Annotated in this window: 18 protein-coding genes; 16 read left to right on the top strand and 2 right to left on the bottom strand. The window is 35.4% G+C overall.

Going from position 1 to position 17344, the window contains the following annotated elements:
• Positions 1-376: 376 nt before the first annotated feature.
• Positions 377-565, bottom strand: coding sequence for a hypothetical protein (locus C7S20_RS00410; protein ID WP_107010642.1), 189 nt, complete (start codon positions 563-565; stop codon positions 377-379).
• Between the two features lie 933 nt (positions 566-1498).
• Between C7S20_RS00410 and C7S20_RS00405 the strand changes: the two genes are divergently transcribed.
• The 6 genes from C7S20_RS00405 (at position 1499) to C7S20_RS00380 (ending at position 6640) form a co-directional block, all read left to right on the top strand.
• Positions 1499-1897 carry a transposase gene (locus tag C7S20_RS00405; protein ID WP_107010641.1) on the top strand — a complete coding sequence of 133 codons (399 nt, stop codon included), beginning with the start codon at positions 1499-1501 and terminating at the stop codon, positions 1895-1897.
• Between the two features lie 8 nt (positions 1898-1905).
• Positions 1906-2736: an IS3 family transposase gene (locus tag C7S20_RS00400; RefSeq protein ID WP_107010640.1), complete on the top strand. Its 831-nt coding sequence runs from the start codon at positions 1906-1908 to the stop codon at positions 2734-2736.
• Positions 2737-3145: 409 nt separating this feature from the next.
• Positions 3146-3895, top strand: coding sequence for a hypothetical protein (locus C7S20_RS00395; protein ID WP_107010639.1), 750 nt, complete (start codon positions 3146-3148; stop codon positions 3893-3895).
• A gap of 110 nt (positions 3896-4005) precedes the next feature.
• A complete protein-coding gene (locus tag C7S20_RS00390; RefSeq protein ID WP_227009068.1) occupies positions 4006-4836 on the top strand; it encodes a polysaccharide pyruvyl transferase family protein in 831 nt (276 codons plus the stop codon).
• Between the two features lie 36 nt (positions 4837-4872).
• Entirely contained in the window at positions 4873-5736 is an 864-nt protein-coding gene (locus C7S20_RS00385; RefSeq protein ID WP_107010638.1) for a class I SAM-dependent methyltransferase, read from the top strand.
• A 28-nt stretch (positions 5737-5764) separates the two neighbouring features.
• Positions 5765-6640, top strand: a complete 876-nt coding sequence (locus C7S20_RS00380; RefSeq protein WP_227009067.1) for a class I SAM-dependent methyltransferase — start codon at positions 5765-5767, stop codon at positions 6638-6640.
• Between the two features lie 13 nt (positions 6641-6653).
• Here C7S20_RS00380 and C7S20_RS00375 read toward each other — a convergent pair whose 3' ends face one another.
• Positions 6654-7493 carry an exostosin domain-containing protein gene (locus tag C7S20_RS00375; protein ID WP_107010636.1) on the bottom strand — a complete coding sequence of 280 codons (840 nt, stop codon included), beginning with the start codon at positions 7491-7493 and terminating at the stop codon, positions 6654-6656.
• Between the two features lie 157 nt (positions 7494-7650).
• Between C7S20_RS00375 and C7S20_RS00370 the strand changes: the two genes are divergently transcribed.
• The 10 genes from C7S20_RS00370 (at position 7651) to C7S20_RS00325 (ending at position 17328) form a co-directional block, all read left to right on the top strand.
• A complete protein-coding gene (locus tag C7S20_RS00370; RefSeq protein ID WP_107010635.1) occupies positions 7651-8502 on the top strand; it encodes a polysaccharide pyruvyl transferase family protein in 852 nt (283 codons plus the stop codon).
• A gap of 55 nt (positions 8503-8557) precedes the next feature.
• A complete protein-coding gene (locus C7S20_RS00365) occupies positions 8558-9394 on the top strand; it encodes an ABC transporter permease (RefSeq protein WP_107010634.1) in 837 nt (278 codons plus the stop codon).
• A 9-nt stretch (positions 9395-9403) separates the two neighbouring features.
• Positions 9404-10603 (top strand): ABC transporter ATP-binding protein, encoded by a 1200-nt coding sequence (locus C7S20_RS00360; RefSeq protein WP_227009066.1) that lies wholly within the window; start codon positions 9404-9406, stop codon positions 10601-10603.
• A gap of 5 nt (positions 10604-10608) precedes the next feature.
• Entirely contained in the window at positions 10609-11490 is an 882-nt protein-coding gene (locus C7S20_RS00355) for a hypothetical protein (protein ID WP_107010633.1), read from the top strand.
• 4 nt (positions 11491-11494) lie between these two features.
• Positions 11495-12205, top strand: a complete 711-nt coding sequence (locus C7S20_RS00350) for a class I SAM-dependent methyltransferase (protein WP_107010632.1) — start codon at positions 11495-11497, stop codon at positions 12203-12205.
• Positions 12202-13308, top strand: a complete 1107-nt coding sequence (locus C7S20_RS00345) for a glycosyltransferase family 4 protein (RefSeq protein WP_107010631.1) — start codon at positions 12202-12204, stop codon at positions 13306-13308. Before C7S20_RS00350 ends, C7S20_RS00345 begins: the two co-directional genes overlap by 4 nt.
• A 64-nt stretch (positions 13309-13372) precedes the next feature.
• A complete protein-coding gene (locus tag C7S20_RS00340) occupies positions 13373-14350 on the top strand; it encodes a glycosyltransferase family 2 protein (protein ID WP_107010630.1) in 978 nt (325 codons plus the stop codon).
• A complete protein-coding gene (locus tag C7S20_RS00335) occupies positions 14344-15255 on the top strand; it encodes a glycosyltransferase family 2 protein (RefSeq protein WP_107010629.1) in 912 nt (303 codons plus the stop codon). The genes C7S20_RS00340 and C7S20_RS00335 overlap by 7 nt, the downstream gene beginning before the upstream one ends.
• Positions 15248-16090, top strand: coding sequence for a glycosyltransferase family 2 protein (locus C7S20_RS00330; protein ID WP_107010628.1), 843 nt, complete (start codon positions 15248-15250; stop codon positions 16088-16090). Before C7S20_RS00335 ends, C7S20_RS00330 begins: the two co-directional genes overlap by 8 nt.
• 83 nt (positions 16091-16173) lie before the next feature.
• Positions 16174-17328, top strand: a complete 1155-nt coding sequence (locus C7S20_RS00325; RefSeq protein WP_227009172.1) for a glycosyltransferase family 4 protein — start codon at positions 16174-16176, stop codon at positions 17326-17328.
• The last annotated feature ends 16 nt before the right edge of the window (positions 17329-17344 follow it).

Here is a 17344-nt window from a genome sequence, read left to right as displayed (position 1 = left end):
ATTTGAAAATTTGTTAATTTGGAAATTTGGGAATGGCTTTGGTTTAATCAATTCAAGATTCAAGATTCAAAAATCGTACTTCCCACTTCGCAAATCGTACTTCATTCAGGTTCATTTCGAGCGAGTCTTTAGGCTAGTTCTGAGTTAAGAGTTCAGAGTTATGAGTTTTTGGTTGCGTTTTCTCGGTTTTTTCCGGTACTAAACCTTTTCTTTAGTCTGCCATTGCGATAAGCTTTAGTATAGGTCAGAGTTCTGAGTTTTGGGAAGGTGTTGTGGTTTTTACCACGAAACAGGAGTCAGGATTTCTTCCTTTACACAGCGTACCTAACTTCATGGTGTGTAAATTTGATCAGATACTATTATTTTAGAGATTTCTTTATTTAAATAAATGGTCTACTTCAGAAATAGAAAGTCCGGTGTGCTCGCAGAATTCCTGCAGGGATACCAGCTGTCGGGGTTTTTTATTCAGATCACCTCTGATCTTACGAAGCAGCCTGCGGGAATAGGTTTCACTTCTTCCCGTAATTAAACTTATATCTGCCGGATAAATACAGATCCTTTTCATAGGCGGTTAGTTTGTGGATAAGTATAGGGACTTTCCGATTAATACTGCTAATATATTGAATTACAAAATATTATGGAAGGGGATTTTTCCGGTATTCTTTTCAATTAACAATTAATCAATTTGAAGATTTGTCAATTTGGAAATTTGGGAATGGTTTTTAGCTATAAGCTTTAGGCTAGTTCAGAGTTAAGAGTTCAGAGTTCGGAGTTTTCCATGTTAGGGGATGTTCAGGAACCCATATCTATATTTTTTCCGTCATCATTCCGTCATCGCAATGCGCTGTAGGCGCAGAAGCAATCTCCTGTTGGATAGTTGGATAATTGGAGAATTAGATAATGAGAAAATTAGAAAATGTGAAAATGTACCAATGTGTAAATTAATCAATTTGAAAATTTGTCAATTTGGAAATTTGGGAATGGCTTTGGCTTAATCAATTCAAGATTCAAGATTCAAAAATTCGTACTTCCCACTTCGTAAATCGTACTTCATTCAGGTTCATTTCGAGCGAGTCCCGAGGCCTCGGGACGACGAGAAATCTCATGATTTTTTGCAGGGAATTCTTTTAAAAATTATTATGCAAAGGTTGAGATTTCTCACTTTGCTGCGCTACGTTTCGAAATGACTGTGTTAGTAGGCTTTAGGCTAGTTCTGAGTTCAGAGTTATGAGTTTTTGGATGCGTGTTGTCGGTTGTTTCCGGTTCAGAACTTATTCTTTATTCCGTCTTTGCGAGCTTCCGCCAGAGGCGGAGGAGAAGCAATCTCATTTTGGATAGTTGGAGAATTAGAAAATGAGAAAATGTACCAATGGGTAAATTAATCAATTTGAAGATTTGTCAATTTGGAAATTTGGAAATGGTTTTTAGCTATAAGCTTTAGGCTTTATGCCTATTCTTGTACGTCCCTGATATAGGTTGACCACTAAAATCAACTTATATGAAACCCAACGTACGATTACTGCGAAAGCATCGCCGTTATTCTGATGAGTTTAAAAAACAGATTGTAGCGGATTTTGAAATTGGAAAGTTTAGCGTCTATCAATTATCACGACTTCATGGAGTTCATTCCACGTTAATTTATAGGTGGATTTATAAATTTTCTACCTTTAACGAGAAAGGAGTTAGAGTTGTAGAAATGGAAAACAGTAGCAGTAAAAAAATGAAAGAAATGGAAGCTCGGATCAAAGAACTTGAAGCGGCTTTGGGCCGTAAACAGATCCAGGTTGATTATTTTGAAAAGATGATCGAATTAGCTAAGACCGAGCTGGATATCGACATTAAAAAAAACTACAGCACCCCACAGTCAACTGGTTCAGGGAAAACAAAGAAAAAGTGAGTTTTTCTATGAACCAGCTCTACGAAAGTGTCGGAATCAGTAAGCAGGCGGTACATCAATATGCACGGAGACAAACTTTGTTTGATCATCGATTAATGGAATTGATGTCTGAAGCGGACGATATTCGTAGAGACCATCCTGGTTGTGGGGTGGAGAAAATGTACTATACTCTAAAACCTGATTTTATTGGAAGAGATCGCTTTGTAGAGACTTTTATGCAATTAGGGTATCGTCTTAAAAGGAAGAAGAATTACAGACGCACTACCATTGCCGGTAAGGTCTACTATCCAAATAAAATAAAGGGGATAGAGATCAATGCACCTTCGCAGGTATGGCAGAGCGACATCACTTATTACCGCGTAGGAGATAAATTCTATTACGCAGTTTTTATTATAGATGTTTATACGAAGAAGATTGTTGGTTATGAAGTCTCTGATCATATGAGAGGAACAGCAAATGTCAAGGCTTTGCAAATGGCTTTACGCCACAACAAAGCACCAAAGATCCATCACTCTGACAGAGGAAGTCAATATATTTATAAGTGCTATACAGATCTTTTAAAATCAAGTTCTACAACAATTAGTATGGCTTTAAGTGCCCAGGACAATGCTTATGCTGAAAGGATCAACAGAACAATAAAAGAAGAATATCTGGATCACTGGAGGCCACAGTCCTTTAGCCAACTTAGAAACCAGGTTAAAAAGGCAGTAAATAATTATAATAACAAAAGACCACACGATCATTTAGAAAAAAGATACCCTGAAGAATTTTTTAGTTATTGGTCAAGCCTTCAACCAGAAGAACGGCCAATAATTACTATTTTTGATAATGAAAATTAATACCTAAAATCGGTCAACACTAATCAGGGAAGTTCATCTGAGTTAATAGTTAAGAGTTTTAGTTTGTTTGTTCTGCTTCCGGTATATGGTTTACAGGGTACCATCTACAGTACATAGAAATGGGTGAATTATACAGGAAACATAAGTAAGCCATAGGCAAACCATAGGGAAGCCATAGGGAAGGGGTATGGGAGCCTTTGATTTTGTTGGGCTGAATGAAGAAAATGGCCGGGCAAAATGTGCAGTTTGTAGCAAAATGTGCAAAAAGGGATCAAAAGGTTTAGAATGTGCAGAAATAAGTTAAATCAGCCAAAGAGTGCTTTTTCGGCCAAAATGATATTGTGTTGTTTTACAGTAAGTTAAAGTGATTTAGATTCGCTCATTATAAACTTTTAAAAACCATAAAATTATGGCAAAGAACAATGGGATCTTAAAGATCGAAGGAACCCTTCAGGACCTGACCTTTTACAAGGGACAGGACGGGTATTTGGTGAAAACCAAGAGCGGAGTCTCCAAGAAACGCATCATGCATGATCCGGCTTTTGTGAGAACGCGAGAAAACCTGAGCGAATTTGCGGAAAGTGCCAGCGCCGGCAAAATGCTGAGGCTCGCTTTAAACGAACTGCTGCAACAGGCCAAAGACAATCGGGTCACGAGCAGACTTACCCAGCGAATGAGCAAAGTTCAAAAACTGGACAGTGTGCACCTGCGCGGGCAGCGAACCGTGCAGCAGGGATTAACCACGGTACCGGGCCGTTTGCTGCTGGAAAATTTCAACTTTAATGACAAGGCACCTTTGGAGTCGGTTTTACTGGCGCAGTATTCGGTGGATACGCTAAACGGAGAAGTAAGCATTCCGGGATTTATTCCGAAGATCAACCTGTCGGTACCAGAAGGGAGCACGCATGTAAGTTTAAGATCGGCCTTTATCGGGGTAGATTTTTCAACCGGGAAATTTTCGGGAAGTCTGAGCCCGGTGGAGAACCTGGAATTGGATATGACTCCAACCGATGTTTTGCTTACTCCGAGCTCTGTGCCAACGGGAACAGGTAATACCTTTATTCTGCTACTGGTAGAATTCTATCAAATGGTCAATAATAATCAATATGCATTAAGGAATGGCGCCTTCAATTCGCTGTGTTCGCTTTCGGTGGCATAAAATTGTTTATTATTTATTTCGAGGCTCCTTAACGGGAGCCTTTTTTATTTTTTATTATTAATGAAGTTAAATAGGATTAATATATTTAACACGGCATAAACTTGAGAATTTTGTTCGGTAAAAAAGAAAAGGAAATAATTCAATTATTCTGGTGGAGCGAGCCCAGGCTTATGGGAAAGCAGAAAGAGAACTACGGAGACCTGCTTTCCAAGTACCTTGTGGAAAAAATATCTGGGAAAAAGGTGAATTGGGTACAGCCTAAAAAAATGCCCTGGTATAGTTCTTCAAAAAAGAACTATCTGGCTGCGGGAAGTATCATTCATCATGCAAATAAAAATAGCATAGTCTGGGGCAGCGGAATCATCGATCATGAACAGGAGATAGCCGTGGCTGATTTCCGGGCTGTGCGAGGACCGGAAACAAGAAAATATCTCCTGGGAAAAGGTTGTCATTGTCCGGAAGTCTATGGCGACCCGGCTTTATTACTATCCGATTATTTTAAACCACAGATAAATAAAAGATTTAAGCTTGGTATCATTCCGCATTACAATGATTTTAAAGAGATAAAAAATCATTGGAAAGATCAGGATGGTGTGAGCATCATCGATATGATGACCGATAATATTGAAAAGACTACTGTGGAAATACTTGAATGTGAAAAGATCATTTCGTCTTCCCTTCACGGTGTTATTGTAGCTCATGCCTATGGAATTCCAGCTGTATGTGTACAATTTTCAGATAAGGTTTTTGGTAATGGGATCAAGTATACTGACTATTATGCATCGATAGGCTTCGATGGATTTGTACAAACCAATCGGGATATTTTGTCAATAGTATGCGAAACAGAAAAGCTGTTTGTAGATGCTTTTCAACCGGAGGAAGAAAAAATTCAGGAACTAAAGAAATCCCTTTTAAAAGTTTGTCCTTTTAAAAAACTCTAGCTGAAGATTTTCTAAATTGCAGGCAGAAGCAGCGTTATGGAAAAATCCAACCAGCAGAAAAATAAGGAGCATTACGAAAAGGCCTATCAGAAATATTCAATTAAGAATATTTTGTGGAAGATCAATCATCTCGATTTTTTCCTGGATAAGGCCATAAAGACCGAAACCAGCTGGCATGGATTGTATATGCATGATTTTGCATCACAACTGAAAGGGAAAAAAATACTTGAATTGGGTTGTGGAGATTGTACCAATGCCGCTGTGATGGCACAGCTGGGAGCAGAGGTCTGGGCCAATGATATCGCTGACACACCGGGAAAGATCATTGAAGAAGTGAATAGCCAACAGGGGTTTGATAAACCGATGCGCTTTATTCCCGGAGATTTTCTAAAAAATGAACTGCCAGACCAGTCATTTGATTTTATTGTGGGCAAGGCTTTTTTACATCATCTTGAAATTGAGGAAGAGCGACTGTTTTTAAAAGAATGTGCCAGACTTCTTAAACCTGAGGGTGAAGCGAGGTTTTTCGAGCCAGCAGTGAACAATAAATTACTGGACGAGTTGAGGTGGTATACTCCATTGCCCGGCCGCCGACCTTCCAAATGGACCCCAAAGAAGTTCAGGGCGTGGAAAGAACAGGATCCACATCCAGACAGAACATTTAGCTCCTCCCATTTTGAAAAGGCGGGGAAAGAATTTTTTGAAAAAGCAGAAATATATCCGGTTGGGTCACTGGAGCGGTTTCATCAATTACTTCCTGCGAGAAAACCTATCAATAATAGATACCGCCAATGGGCTTTTAGAAATGAAAAATATCTCCCAAACTTCATTAATCGAAGTTTTGCAAGAAGTCAGTTGATAATTTATTTCCAACCGAAACATCATAATTTAAAGAAATAATTTGAAGAAAATCGTTGAAAAAATAATAATGAAAGTTCCTTATTTCAGGTCTTTGCACAAGGAAATAGAGCGTTATAAAAGGTTGCAATATTATCCGCCGGGACATTATTATTCTCCCATTGTAGACTATCATGCTGTAAAAAATAGCGTAAACCTGTGGGAAGCTTCGGAACCTGCCAATATAGATTTGAATGTGAAAGGGCAATTAGAACTTTTATCAAATTTCCCTATGTATTACAATGAGATTCCCTGGAAAAACAAAAAAGTAAAAAACCTTACCTATTATTTTCAAAATGATTTCTATTCGTATACTGATGGGATACTATTGTACTCTATGATAAGGTACTTTGCTCCTAAAAGAATAATAGAAATAGGTTCCGGTTTTTCCTCTGCTTTGATGATCGATACTAATCATTTATTCTTCAAAAATGAAATAGATCTAACTTTTATTGAACCATATCCGGCACGCTTAAATTCCCTTGTGGATAAACAGCAAGAACAAAATGTAACCATCCTTGAAAAGAAAGTACAAGAGGTTCCTCTTGAAATATTGGGTCAATTGGAAAAAGGTGATATTTTATTTATAGACAGTTCCCATGTTTCAAAGACCGGCAGTGATGTAAATTATATTTTATTCGAAATTCTTCCAAGGTTAAAAAAAGGAGTGATAATTCATTTTCATGATATATTTTATCCTTTTGAATATCCAAAACTTTGGGTATACCAGGGAAGGAACTGGAATGAAAATTATCTTTTAAGGGCTTTCTTAATAGGAAATGAGAATTATAAGATTTTGCTATTTTCAGATTATTTACACAAGTTGAAACCGGAGATTTTTGAAAAAATGCCCCTACTAAAAAGAAATACCGGAGGGAATATATGGTTAGAAAAAATAGAAGACTAGATTGTTGATGAAATTACTCTTGTTTTAGACAATTATTGTTTAAGGACTGGATTTTATTTTGGATATAAATAGCTTCAGAATCTGATAGAGTAATTCTCTCTAAGCATAATTTATAATTATACTCTACGATTTCCTTTTTCCACTCAAGATTACTTAAGTTTTCCTCCATAGTATAGAACTTAAATCCTTCGTAAGCAGGTGAGGGCTCTTCTACAATTGGGATTGCTCCGCAAAGAATTGATTCAAAAAACCTATAAGTCCAAATATAAACTCCTGATGGGCATAGTATAAACTTAGATTTTAATAGCAAATTGTAGTATTCTTTATCCCATGATTTCACTGGAAAAATTCTTCCTCTATTTGAACGAGAAATAAATAATTCTCCAAATTTTTTAAGTAGTGGTTTTTCAATATTAAACATTGTAAATAATTTTCTTTTGATTTTAAATCCAAAGGTTACATGTTTAATCCTGTATGACCTATGGTAATTGGCAAACAACCATTTTTCAATTGCTTCTTCTCTTTTAGCATCAATTAAGCCAGCAAATAAAATTTTGTATTTTCGTTTTTTAGCCCATTTTAGCTTTAGATGAGTAATTATCGCTTTTGGAAAAACTAATGTTTTATTTATTAGGAAAATAGAAGTTATGGGTTGGGAATGATCAATTTTGATGATATTCTTTATATCAACACCTTCTTTTAGACCCACAGAGTATGGCATATTGAAATAATATTTCAATAGCCTGAATTTATCCTGCTCCTCCTGAGAAATATTAATTTCAAAATTTAATTCGCTAAGTGCTTGTACTGCTCTTATTTCCTGAATAAGTGAAACATCTGTTACATTTACCATTTACATGGGACTTATTAAGTATTATAGTAGTTGTAAAAATAGAGTTTACTTTTAAAAAATAGCTATTGCGCTTTTAAACTGTTTTATTTGTAATATTACTTCTTGTCGGAATGAATCTGGAATTTAGTAACGAAATATTTCAAAATACAGTAGTGCTATGATTTATGTTTATTGGTGGTCCCGTGTAAGAGAGAATAATAAAGAAAGTGAGAATTTCGGAGATGCTTTAGTGCCTTATATACTGGATAGGACAACCTCAGAAAGATATCAATGGATAATTCCCAATAGGAACCGGGTTTTAAGAATTTTCAAAAAAAAATATCACCATATAATTATTGGAAGTATACTTAGAAGGGCGACCGAGCATTCAGTAATTTGGGGAGCCGGTATTATGTTTCATAATTCAGATGTTCCTAAAGCAAAATTTCTAGCGGTTAGGGGTCCCTTAACGCGTAAGAGATTGTTAGATTTGGGTTATAAAGTACCCGAATATTATGGTGACCCGGCGATTTTAATTTCCCTTTTTAATAAGCCAAAAGCGAATAAGAAATATGAATTAGGAATTATCCCTCATTTTCTTGATTATAAGGATGTAGACGATTTATATAATGATGATCAAAAAATATGTATAATCAATATTCTTTCTAACGATCCCCAAAGTGTAATTGATCAAATTAATGATTGCGAAAGGATTCTATCTTCTTCTTTGCATGGAATTATTGTAGCACATGCTTTAAATATTCCTGCACTCTGGTTTAAAATTTCAGAGAGGTTATTAGATGATATTAAATTTTATGACTATTATCAATCTCTAAAAATAGATTTCAAAGCAGATATTCCCTTCAAAAAATATTCTTTCGTGGAATTAATGGATTTGTTTGAAAAATACCATCACTTAACTTTGCCAGAAGAGCAGAATTTTGACCAGTTAATTAAGAATTTAATTGAAACCTTCCCGTTTCGTAAATCAAAGGAGTTTAAGATTTTAATTAAAGAGTTTTTAAATTAGGAGCTTATTCTTTTAAGCTCAAAATTCTTAATAAGAATATAACAATGAAACTTGAATGGCTTTAGAAACAAGAATATATCAAAAGGAGGCAAATAGAAATCCTTTAAAAGTACTTAAGGAAAGTATAAATGATATTTGGAGGTCTCGTTTTTTGTCCAGACAATTGGCCGAAAGGGATATCAAAGCCCAATATAGACAATCTTACCTCGGTATTTTCTGGGCATTTCTCACTCCCCTGGCGACGGCGGCGGTATGGATTTTTCTAAACCTCTCGGGAACAGTGAAACTTACTGATACAGGAATGCCTTATCCTCTTTATGCATTTTCAGGAACTTTGTTATGGTCTATTATTACCGAATCCATAAATGCTCCAACGAGTAGTACGAATTCAGCCAAAGGCCTGTTAAGCAAAATTAATTTTCCAAAAGAAGCTCTGGTAATATCAGGGATATATAAACTCCTTTTTAACAGCCTGATGAAAATTTTCTTAATGGTAGTCTTTATCTTTCTGTTCGGCATAGGTTTTCACTGGAGCCTATTGCTTTTGCCATTGGCTATTGTAGGGGCAGTTATGCTGGGGACTACTATCGGGTTATTTCTTACCCCATTAGGTATGTTGTACAACGATGTAGGAAAACTTATCAGTATGGGTTTTAGTTTTCTCATGTATATAACCCCAGTTGTATATGCTGTACCAGACAGTGGACTAATGAAAACAGTAATGGAATGGAATCCTTTTACTCCCGTGATGCTTACCACTCGCGATCTGCTTATAGGCGCTACACCAGAATTCCTGGGCTATTATTTTTTGGTGATGACTATGTCTTTACCCTTGTTGTTATTGGCCTTATTAGCCTATCGTATTTCAATTCCCATACTCATAGAACATTAAGTTAGATCAATGATTGAAGCAGAAGTCTTAGTAAAAGTAGAAGGAGTCTCCAAAAAGTTTTGTAAAGACCTGAGAACAGGTTTATGGTATGGCGTACAGGATCTCTTTTCCAATTTTTTGGGCAATAAGCATGAGCGGAAATTAAGAGAAAAGGAATTCTGGGCATTGCAGGATATCAATTTTGAACTGAAAAGAGGTGAGTGTCTTGGACTAATAGGGCATAATGGTGCTGGTAAATCTACACTTTTGAAGATTCTCAACGGGTTGATTAATCCTGATGCAGGTAAGGTTACTATAAAAGGAAGGGTGGGCGCACTTATAGAGCTGGGCGCCGGTTTTAACCCCATCCTTACCGGGAGAGAAAATATTTATAACAATGGGGCTATACTGGGGTTTAGCCGCAGGGAGATTGATGAAAAACTGGAAGAGATCATTGCTTATGCTGAATTAAGCGAATTCATCGATATGCCTGTACAGCATTATAGTAGTGGGATGAGGGTTCGTCTGGGATTTGCGATTGCCGCTCAAATGGAGCCTGATGTTTTATTGATAGACGAAGTATTGGCAGTAGGCGACCTTGGTTTTATGCTAAAATGCTTTAAAACGATAGACCAGATCTTGCCAAGTACTGCAATTATTTTTGTATCACATAGTATGCCGCGGGTTTCCCGACTTTGTAATGAAATAATTCTTCTGGAAAACGGAAACGCAAAATACCAGGGAAAGGATATTGCAGCTGGTATAGATCTATACTATGATCGATTTCTTTTGAATGATAAGAAAATGATTTTTACCGATGGGACTATGGAGTTATTGGAAGTCCAAATTATTTCTGAGAAATCGTCAAAAAGGGAAGAAATACCCGTAATTAATTGGGGAGGAAATTTAGAATTAGTTTTTACTTTTAATGTTCTAAAAAAAATTCAAACGCCAAGATTAGTAGTTTCAATATTTGATATTGAACAAAAGTCTGTTGCAGTCCTTGAGAAAAAATTTATTTCCGATGCATCAGAAATAAATAAAGGAACTTTAAATTTGAGAATTATCCATCAAAATATTCAATTTTCAAAAGGAATATACTCTCTCAATATCGGTTTAATTAAGGCAAACTCTCCGGGACCCATTGTGCGCTATAGTGATTTTTGCAAATTTCAGGTGCTACACGACGAGGATGTTTGGGAACCTTTTATATTAAAAACTGAATATTAAACTATATGTCCGGTAATAAGATCCATATTGGGTATCCTAAAACTGCTACAACTTATTTACAGCAGATAATTTTCCCACAGTTGAAAAATCATACATATATTAATCATGCAAAATTTCGAGGATCCGGTCTAAATGATTTAATATGGAAGGCTGATAGAAGTGTAAATTATGAAAAGTTAAAAAAAAATTATAATAAAAACAATTATTTCATTTCTTTCGAAAATCTAGTTGGACCTTATTTTCAGGGTTCTATTATGATTGATGAAATCCCTTATAGACTAAAAAAAATTTTTGGGGACGAGACTAGAATTTTAATTTCAATACGAAGGCAGGATGAACTTTTAAAATCATTGTGGATACAATATGTCCATCAAGGTGGAACAATAAATTTTAAAAATTTTATTACTAATCCCATTTCTGGAAATAATAGAATTGATCTAAATGCATATAATTATTTGGAAACATACAATAGATATGTTAAAGTTTTTGGTAAAGAAAATGTGAAAGTGTTGCCCTATGAATTTTTAAATTATGAAAGAGAAAAATTCATTAAAATTTTAAAAGACTATTTTCAAACTGAAGATTTCAATTTTAATAATAGGGACATTCGGAACAGAAGCATGAGTGGTTATCAAATAAAGTTGTTAAGATTTTTTAATAGATTTTTAATGTCAAGAGTATCTGAAAAATATTTAATTCCACCCCGTATTATTCATCAGAATGATTTAAGACATAAATGGCAAAAATCAAATTTTTTAAGAGTAGGTAATACTTTTGAAGCAGAGGATTTAAAGTTATCAAATTCCATTCTAAAAATGTATATGCATTCTAATAAAGAATTAGATACGATAGTAAAGTTGGGGCTTAGCAAATTTGAGTATTATTAGAAGTATGACGGATTACTTTATAAATTTCGAGTTGAAAGAAAATACTTTAGACATTTTTACAATTAGGAAATCAATATTAAAAAGTATAAATAAAAATTTAAAATTTTTTAATGGTAGTTTACTTGATATTGGCTGTGGTAAAATGCCTTATAAGAAATATATTTTAAAAAATTCCTCTGTTAAAAAATATACTGGGCTAGATATTGAGAATGCCCTGGAATATGATATAGATATCAAACCAGACTATACCTGGGATGGTCAAAGCATTCCTTTTGAAGCCGATAGTTTTGATACTGTAATGGCAACCGAAGTACTGGAACACTGTCCCGATCCTGAACTGGTTTTAAAAGAGATCTATCGTGTGCTAAAACCAGGAGGAGTATTTTTTTTTACGGTGCCTTTTTTATGGAACCTGCACGAAGTACCACATGATGAATACCGGTTTACCCCTTTTGCCCTGGAGCGAATATTGAAAAATGCAGGTTTCAGGAATATTAACTTAAAAGCTACGGGAGGCTGGCATGCTTCAATGGCACAAATGCTAGGGCTGTGGGTGCGAAGAAGCCCAATGAAAGCCGGGAAAAGAAAATATCTTTCCCTATTTTTAAAACCGTTTATTAAATACTTGATTAAACTAGATAAGCCTGAAACCGTCACTTTTAAAGAAGGACAAATGATCACCGGTTTGTATGGTTTGATAAGAAAAGACAGATGAAATTGAATATAGCGCTTTGCTCTCCCAATAAAAACGCCTATTCCGAAACTTTTATACAGGCTCATAAAAGGTTATTGAAGGGGACTATTTTTTATTATTATGATGGTGAGCTTCCCAGCAAACTGGAAAATGGGCTGGTTATCAATTCCCGTAAAAAGCGCCTATTAGATCTTTTTAAAGGTCACCTTAACTTAAACCGTTTTTCCCTCCCAGAACAGGCCTTGCTAACTTCCTTTAAGAAAAATAAAATTGACGTGGTACTGGCCGAATATGGAACCACTGCAATGAAGTTACTGCCAGTTTGTGAAGAACTTGAATTACCCATCATCGTTCATTTTCATGGCTTTGACGCTTCAAGAACCGATCTACTTCTACAAAACGATCATTATAAGAAATTGTTTGACTATGCGAAATTTATAGTGATAGTTTCCAAAAAAATGGAAACTGATCTCTTAAATATGGGATGTCCGTCTCAAAAACTCATCTACAATGTTTACGGCCCCGGGGAGGAATTCTTTGAGGTGCAGCCTCAGTTTTCCAAACCTCAATTTATATTTGCAGGACGTTTTGTAGATAAAAAGGCTCCTCATTACCTTATTTTATCTTTTTTAGAGGTAGTAAAATCATTTCCTGATGCTATTTTAATTATGGCAGGGGACGGAGTTTTAAAAGAGTCCTGCGAGAATCTTGTGGAATATTATGAGCTTGAGAAAAACATAATTTTCCCCGGCGTCGTTGATGCCTCTATGTTAAGAAAATACTTTATAGAGTCTCTGGCCTATGTCCAGCATTCGGTAACAGCTAAAGACGGTGATAGTGAGGGAACTCCGGTAGTGATTCTTGAAGCCGGAGCTGCGGGCTTACCAGTTATTTCTACCAGACATGCGGGTATCCCAGATGTGGTTATAGATGAAGAAACGGGCTATCTCGTGGAGGAAGAGGATATAAGAGGGATGAGTGAAAGAATGTTGAAGCTTTTGAGAAACCCCGGCCGGGCAAAAATCTTGGGAAAAAATGCCCGGGAACGAATTTCCTCTAACTTCCGCCTTGAGAGGCACATAAACAAGCTTAATTCTTTGGTTAATAAATCCCTGGAGCAATAAGTTTATTTATCCAATTCCAATTCCAGTTTTTGTACCTTATCTTGCGCCAGATCCTATTTATATAATGAAAGAAGAGGTTTTAATTTCTATAATTATCCCTACCTACAACCGTGGGAGTCTCATTGGAGCCACCCTGGACTCCATTCTTTCGCAGACTTATGAGAATTGGGAATGTATAGTAGTTGATGATGGATCTATCGATTATACCAAAGAGCTATTGGAATTGTATTCGTGCAAGGACTCCAGGATAAAGTATTTAGAGAGACCTGAAAAAAAAAGAAAAGGCGCAAACGCTTGTAGAAATTTTGGCTTTAGCCGAAGCAGTGGTGATTATATACTTTGGTTTGATAGTGACGATATTATGACGATTGATTATTTTAAAAAAGCCATAGAAAAGATAAAAACTGAAAGCAATCTTGATTTTGTTTTTTTTAATTATAAGATTTTTGATGAAAAACCTTTTAAAATAATTGATATTCAAATAAATAAGAGCATTTCTCCCTTGTTCGATTATTTTTCTGGAAAAATTAATTTTTCAACTTGTGGGGTTATTTGGAGAAAAGAAAGCATATCCATAGGGTATAATGAAAAACTAAAAAAGACCCAGGAGCTGGATTTTATTTTTAATAATTATAAAGCCAACACTCAATTAAAGGGTGCACATATAGATCATACTGCTTATTTTTTACGAAAGCACGGTCGCTCTATAGTAAGCTCTTTTAAAATTGGGGATCCGGAATTTTTATGTTCAGATATTTTTGTTCGGAAAGAGTTAATGGATTTTTTTAAAAAGGAGGAGTATCCGCTCATATGGGATTATCAAAAACAGGAGTTCGATAAATCTTTGAAAAGATATCTGAATGAGTCTCCGATCTATGATATTTTAAAAAACTTTTCTTTTCAATTACCTTTTAAGAAATTATTTCTCTTAATTCTTTATAGAAGCCTGTATAAAATTACAGGAAGGGACTATAGATTAAAAAAAATCTTAACAGCTATAAGCAGTTCTCCGGAAATTATTAATATACCTATACAATGTTAGCCGTTGTAATTCCATATTATAAAATTAAATTCTTTGAAGAATGTCTTGAATCACTGGCAACACAAACCAATAATAATTTCACGGTCTATATTGGCGATGATGCTTCGCCAGATGATCCACAGCCTTTAATTGAAAAATTTCGAAATTCCCTGAATATTAGTTATAAGAAATTTCAGGAAAATATAGGGGGTAAATCCTTGGTGAGCCATTGGGACAGATGCCTGGAGTTGACTGGCGATGAAAAATGGATCATGATACTCGGTGATGATGATTATCTCGGGCCACAGGTTGTCGAGAGGTTTTATCAAGAACTTCCTGTTTTTGAGGATCTATCTAATATTGTAAGGTTCGGTACAGTTACTATTGATGAGTCTTCCCAGGCCTTATCCGGAAAATACGAACATCCCGTATGGGAAACTGCTCCCGATTCTTATTTTCGAAGATTCACCCAGCAAACAAGAAGTTCCCTTTCCGAATATATTTTTAAAAGAAGCGCCTATGAAAAATTCGGATTTTATAATTATCCGTTAGGATGGTTTAGTGATAACAAAGCCTGGTTGGATTTCGCAGAGAATAAGAAAATATATTCGATAAATGAAGCGATAGTTTTTATAAGGAGTTCTGCTTTAAATATTTCCGGGAGAACCGATAATGAAAAATTGAAAACAGAAGGTCAACTTCAGTTTTATGATCATCTTGTTACTGATAGGCTGAACTTATTTAAAAAAGAAGAGCGGCTAAAACTAATAAGATATTATGAAGATCGACTTAGGGAAAATAAACGGCTTTCTTATATAAAGTTAATTAGCTTGTTATTTTTATATGGTAAAAATTATGAAAAAGAGGAATTTAAGAAGTTTATAAAACGAAGTATCAAAAATCTTTTTATCTACAAAAATGAATAATCCCCTGGTAAGCATTATTATACCTGTTTATAATCGGGCTGATTTAATTTCACAAAGTCTGGAATCTGTTTTAGATCAGACCTATGAGAACTGGGAATGCATTGTTATAGATGATGGGTCTACCGATGGTACATTAGATGTAGTTAAAAAGTATGCAACCAGGGACGCAAGGTTTTCTTCTATAAAAAGACCCACTGGAAAGCCTAAAGGGGCAGCTGCCTGCAGGAATGTGGGGCTGGAACATTCCAGTGGTAACTTTATACAATACCTTGATTCAGATGACCTGCTTCATCCTGAAAAACTGGAAAAACAAATGAAGTACGCAAGAAGAGATGTAGTGCTTACGGGAAAATGGGGCTATTTTTCAGGAGAGGACCTTATGGAAAGATTTAAGTATAAACAAAATTGCTATCGTAATTTCAGAGATCCTTTAAAGCTGCTTTTCTGTTTTGGAAAACACGACGAATTCCTGCCTTTACATTGCTATCTTATTCCTAGGAACATCATAGAAAAATCAGGGAAATGGAAAGAAGATCTTGGGAATAATGATGATGCCGAATATATGAGCAGAATACTTTTGAATACTCCAAGGGTGAAATTTGATGCCGAGGCCATTGTATTTTACCGGGTAGAAGGGAAAAGTACTCTTAGTGGTTTCAAAACTGTTGAGAATGCTGAAAGTGCCGTGAAATCATTACGATATCTTGAAAATATTTTATCGAATTACCCGAAGATAAGTAGCTTGTATCTTGGAAATTTAAAAAATAAGATCAAGGAAAGGATAAAAGATAGTTTCCCTGATCTATATATTAAAAACAATGACCTTTGGTTCTAAAATATTAAGGAGATACTTTGAAGAGAATTCTATTTAAAATTCAGAAATTCCCGCAGCTGTCGGAAACCTTTATTGTGAACCAGATGGTTATAGCCATTAAGCTTGGTTATGAGGTTAGAATTCTTACCGAGGAGATTTGCGATATAAATCAAAATGCAAATCAGGAAATTTTTGAGGAATTCGGACTTAAAGAAAAGCTGATTCTGGAAGATTATGAGATCCCAGTTACAAAGCTGAGGCGAACTTTGAAAGCAGTAGGACTTATCTTGAAAAGACCAGATCTTTTAGGTGCTTTTTTAAAATTTTACCACAATTGTGATCGAAAAGGTTTTTTACCCATATATCAATTCTATTTTTACACATCCTTTTATAATTATGATATCATCCATATTCAATTTGGTACGAATAAGAGCCCTGTGGATGTCCTAAAAAAGACTGGCTTTCTAAAGAGCCGGATCATTACCAGTTTTCATGGCCATGATCTTCATTTTCCTATAAATAATATGATACCAGCGAAAGGTTACTATGATGACCTATTTAAAATAGCCGATATTTTAGTATGTAATACACCCTTTTTGAAAAGAAAGCTCAAAGTTCTTAATGCTCCTGAACAAAAAATCAGAATTGTACCAGTAACCGTAAATACGAGGTATTTCAAACCCGTGGTGGAGTCTACTAAAAAAAATGATGAGGTAAAATTAATAACAATAGGAAGGCTGGATGAACTTAAAGGACAGGCCTATGGTATAAAAGCAGTTGATATATTGATTAAAAAAGGACTGAATGTAAAATACATTCTTGCTGGTACTGGAGAATATCAAGAAAAATTAAAAAAACTTGTTGGGGACTTGGGACTGAATCAAAGTGTTTACTTTAAAGGGAGAGTAAGCCAGAGCCAGGTATGCAGGCTATTACAGGAGTCGGATATATTTCTCATGACTTCAGTCACAAATGACGTTGGCATGCAGGAAAGTCAGGGACTGGTTACAGCTGAGGCACAAGCCTGCGGATTACCTATAGTTGCGTTTGATACAGGAGGAGTTAAATATACCCTTATCAATGGAAAAACAGGTTTTTTATGCAAGGAGAAGGACCTGAAAGATTTTTCCTCTAAAATCGAAATGCTGATAAAAGATTCAGTCTTGAGAGAAGAAATGGGAATAAATGCACGAAAATTTATAGAAGAAGAATATTCTGAGGTTTCAGTAATGGATAAGTGGAAAGAAATCTATGGTTAAAAGTAGTTCCTTATTT

This window comes from Christiangramia fulva, assembly GCF_003024155.1.
In the GTDB taxonomy this organism is placed as follows: domain Bacteria; phylum Bacteroidota; class Bacteroidia; order Flavobacteriales; family Flavobacteriaceae; genus Christiangramia; species Christiangramia fulva.
This window is presented reverse-complemented; position numbering and strand designations above follow the sequence as displayed.

Bases quoted from the DNA above. Each gene is read 5' to 3' on its own strand.
- C7S20_RS00345 (WP_107010631.1), top strand. From the start codon at position 12,202: ATGAAATTGAATATAGCGCTTTGCTCTCCCAATAAAAACGCCTATTCC.
- C7S20_RS00400 (WP_107010640.1), top strand. From the start codon at position 1,906: ATGAACCAGCTCTACGAAAGTGTCGGAATCAGTAAGCAGGCGGTACAT.
- C7S20_RS00350 (WP_107010632.1), top strand. From the start codon at position 11,495: ATGACGGATTACTTTATAAATTTCGAGTTGAAAGAAAATACTTTAGAC.
- C7S20_RS00360 (WP_227009066.1), top strand. From the start codon at position 9,404: ATGATTGAAGCAGAAGTCTTAGTAAAAGTAGAAGGAGTCTCCAAAAAG.
- C7S20_RS00380 (WP_227009067.1), top strand. From the start codon at position 5,765: ATGAAAGTTCCTTATTTCAGGTCTTTGCACAAGGAAATAGAGCGTTAT.
- C7S20_RS00410 (WP_107010642.1), bottom strand. From the start codon at position 565: ATGAAAAGGATCTGTATTTATCCGGCAGATATAAGTTTAATTACGGGA.
- C7S20_RS00395 (WP_107010639.1), top strand. From the start codon at position 3,146: ATGGCAAAGAACAATGGGATCTTAAAGATCGAAGGAACCCTTCAGGAC.
- C7S20_RS00340 (WP_107010630.1), top strand. From the start codon at position 13,373: ATGAAAGAAGAGGTTTTAATTTCTATAATTATCCCTACCTACAACCGT.
- C7S20_RS00325 (WP_227009172.1), top strand. From the start codon at position 16,174: ATGGTTATAGCCATTAAGCTTGGTTATGAGGTTAGAATTCTTACCGAG.
- C7S20_RS00375 (WP_107010636.1), bottom strand. From the start codon at position 7,493: ATGGTAAATGTAACAGATGTTTCACTTATTCAGGAAATAAGAGCAGTA.
- C7S20_RS00335 (WP_107010629.1), top strand. From the start codon at position 14,344: ATGTTAGCCGTTGTAATTCCATATTATAAAATTAAATTCTTTGAAGAA.
- C7S20_RS00365 (WP_107010634.1), top strand. From the start codon at position 8,558: ATGGCTTTAGAAACAAGAATATATCAAAAGGAGGCAAATAGAAATCCT.
- C7S20_RS00355 (WP_107010633.1), top strand. From the start codon at position 10,609: ATGTCCGGTAATAAGATCCATATTGGGTATCCTAAAACTGCTACAACT.
- C7S20_RS00385 (WP_107010638.1), top strand. From the start codon at position 4,873: ATGGAAAAATCCAACCAGCAGAAAAATAAGGAGCATTACGAAAAGGCC.
- C7S20_RS00405 (WP_107010641.1), top strand. From the start codon at position 1,499: ATGAAACCCAACGTACGATTACTGCGAAAGCATCGCCGTTATTCTGAT.
- C7S20_RS00330 (WP_107010628.1), top strand. From the start codon at position 15,248: ATGAATAATCCCCTGGTAAGCATTATTATACCTGTTTATAATCGGGCT.
- C7S20_RS00370 (WP_107010635.1), top strand. From the start codon at position 7,651: ATGATTTATGTTTATTGGTGGTCCCGTGTAAGAGAGAATAATAAAGAA.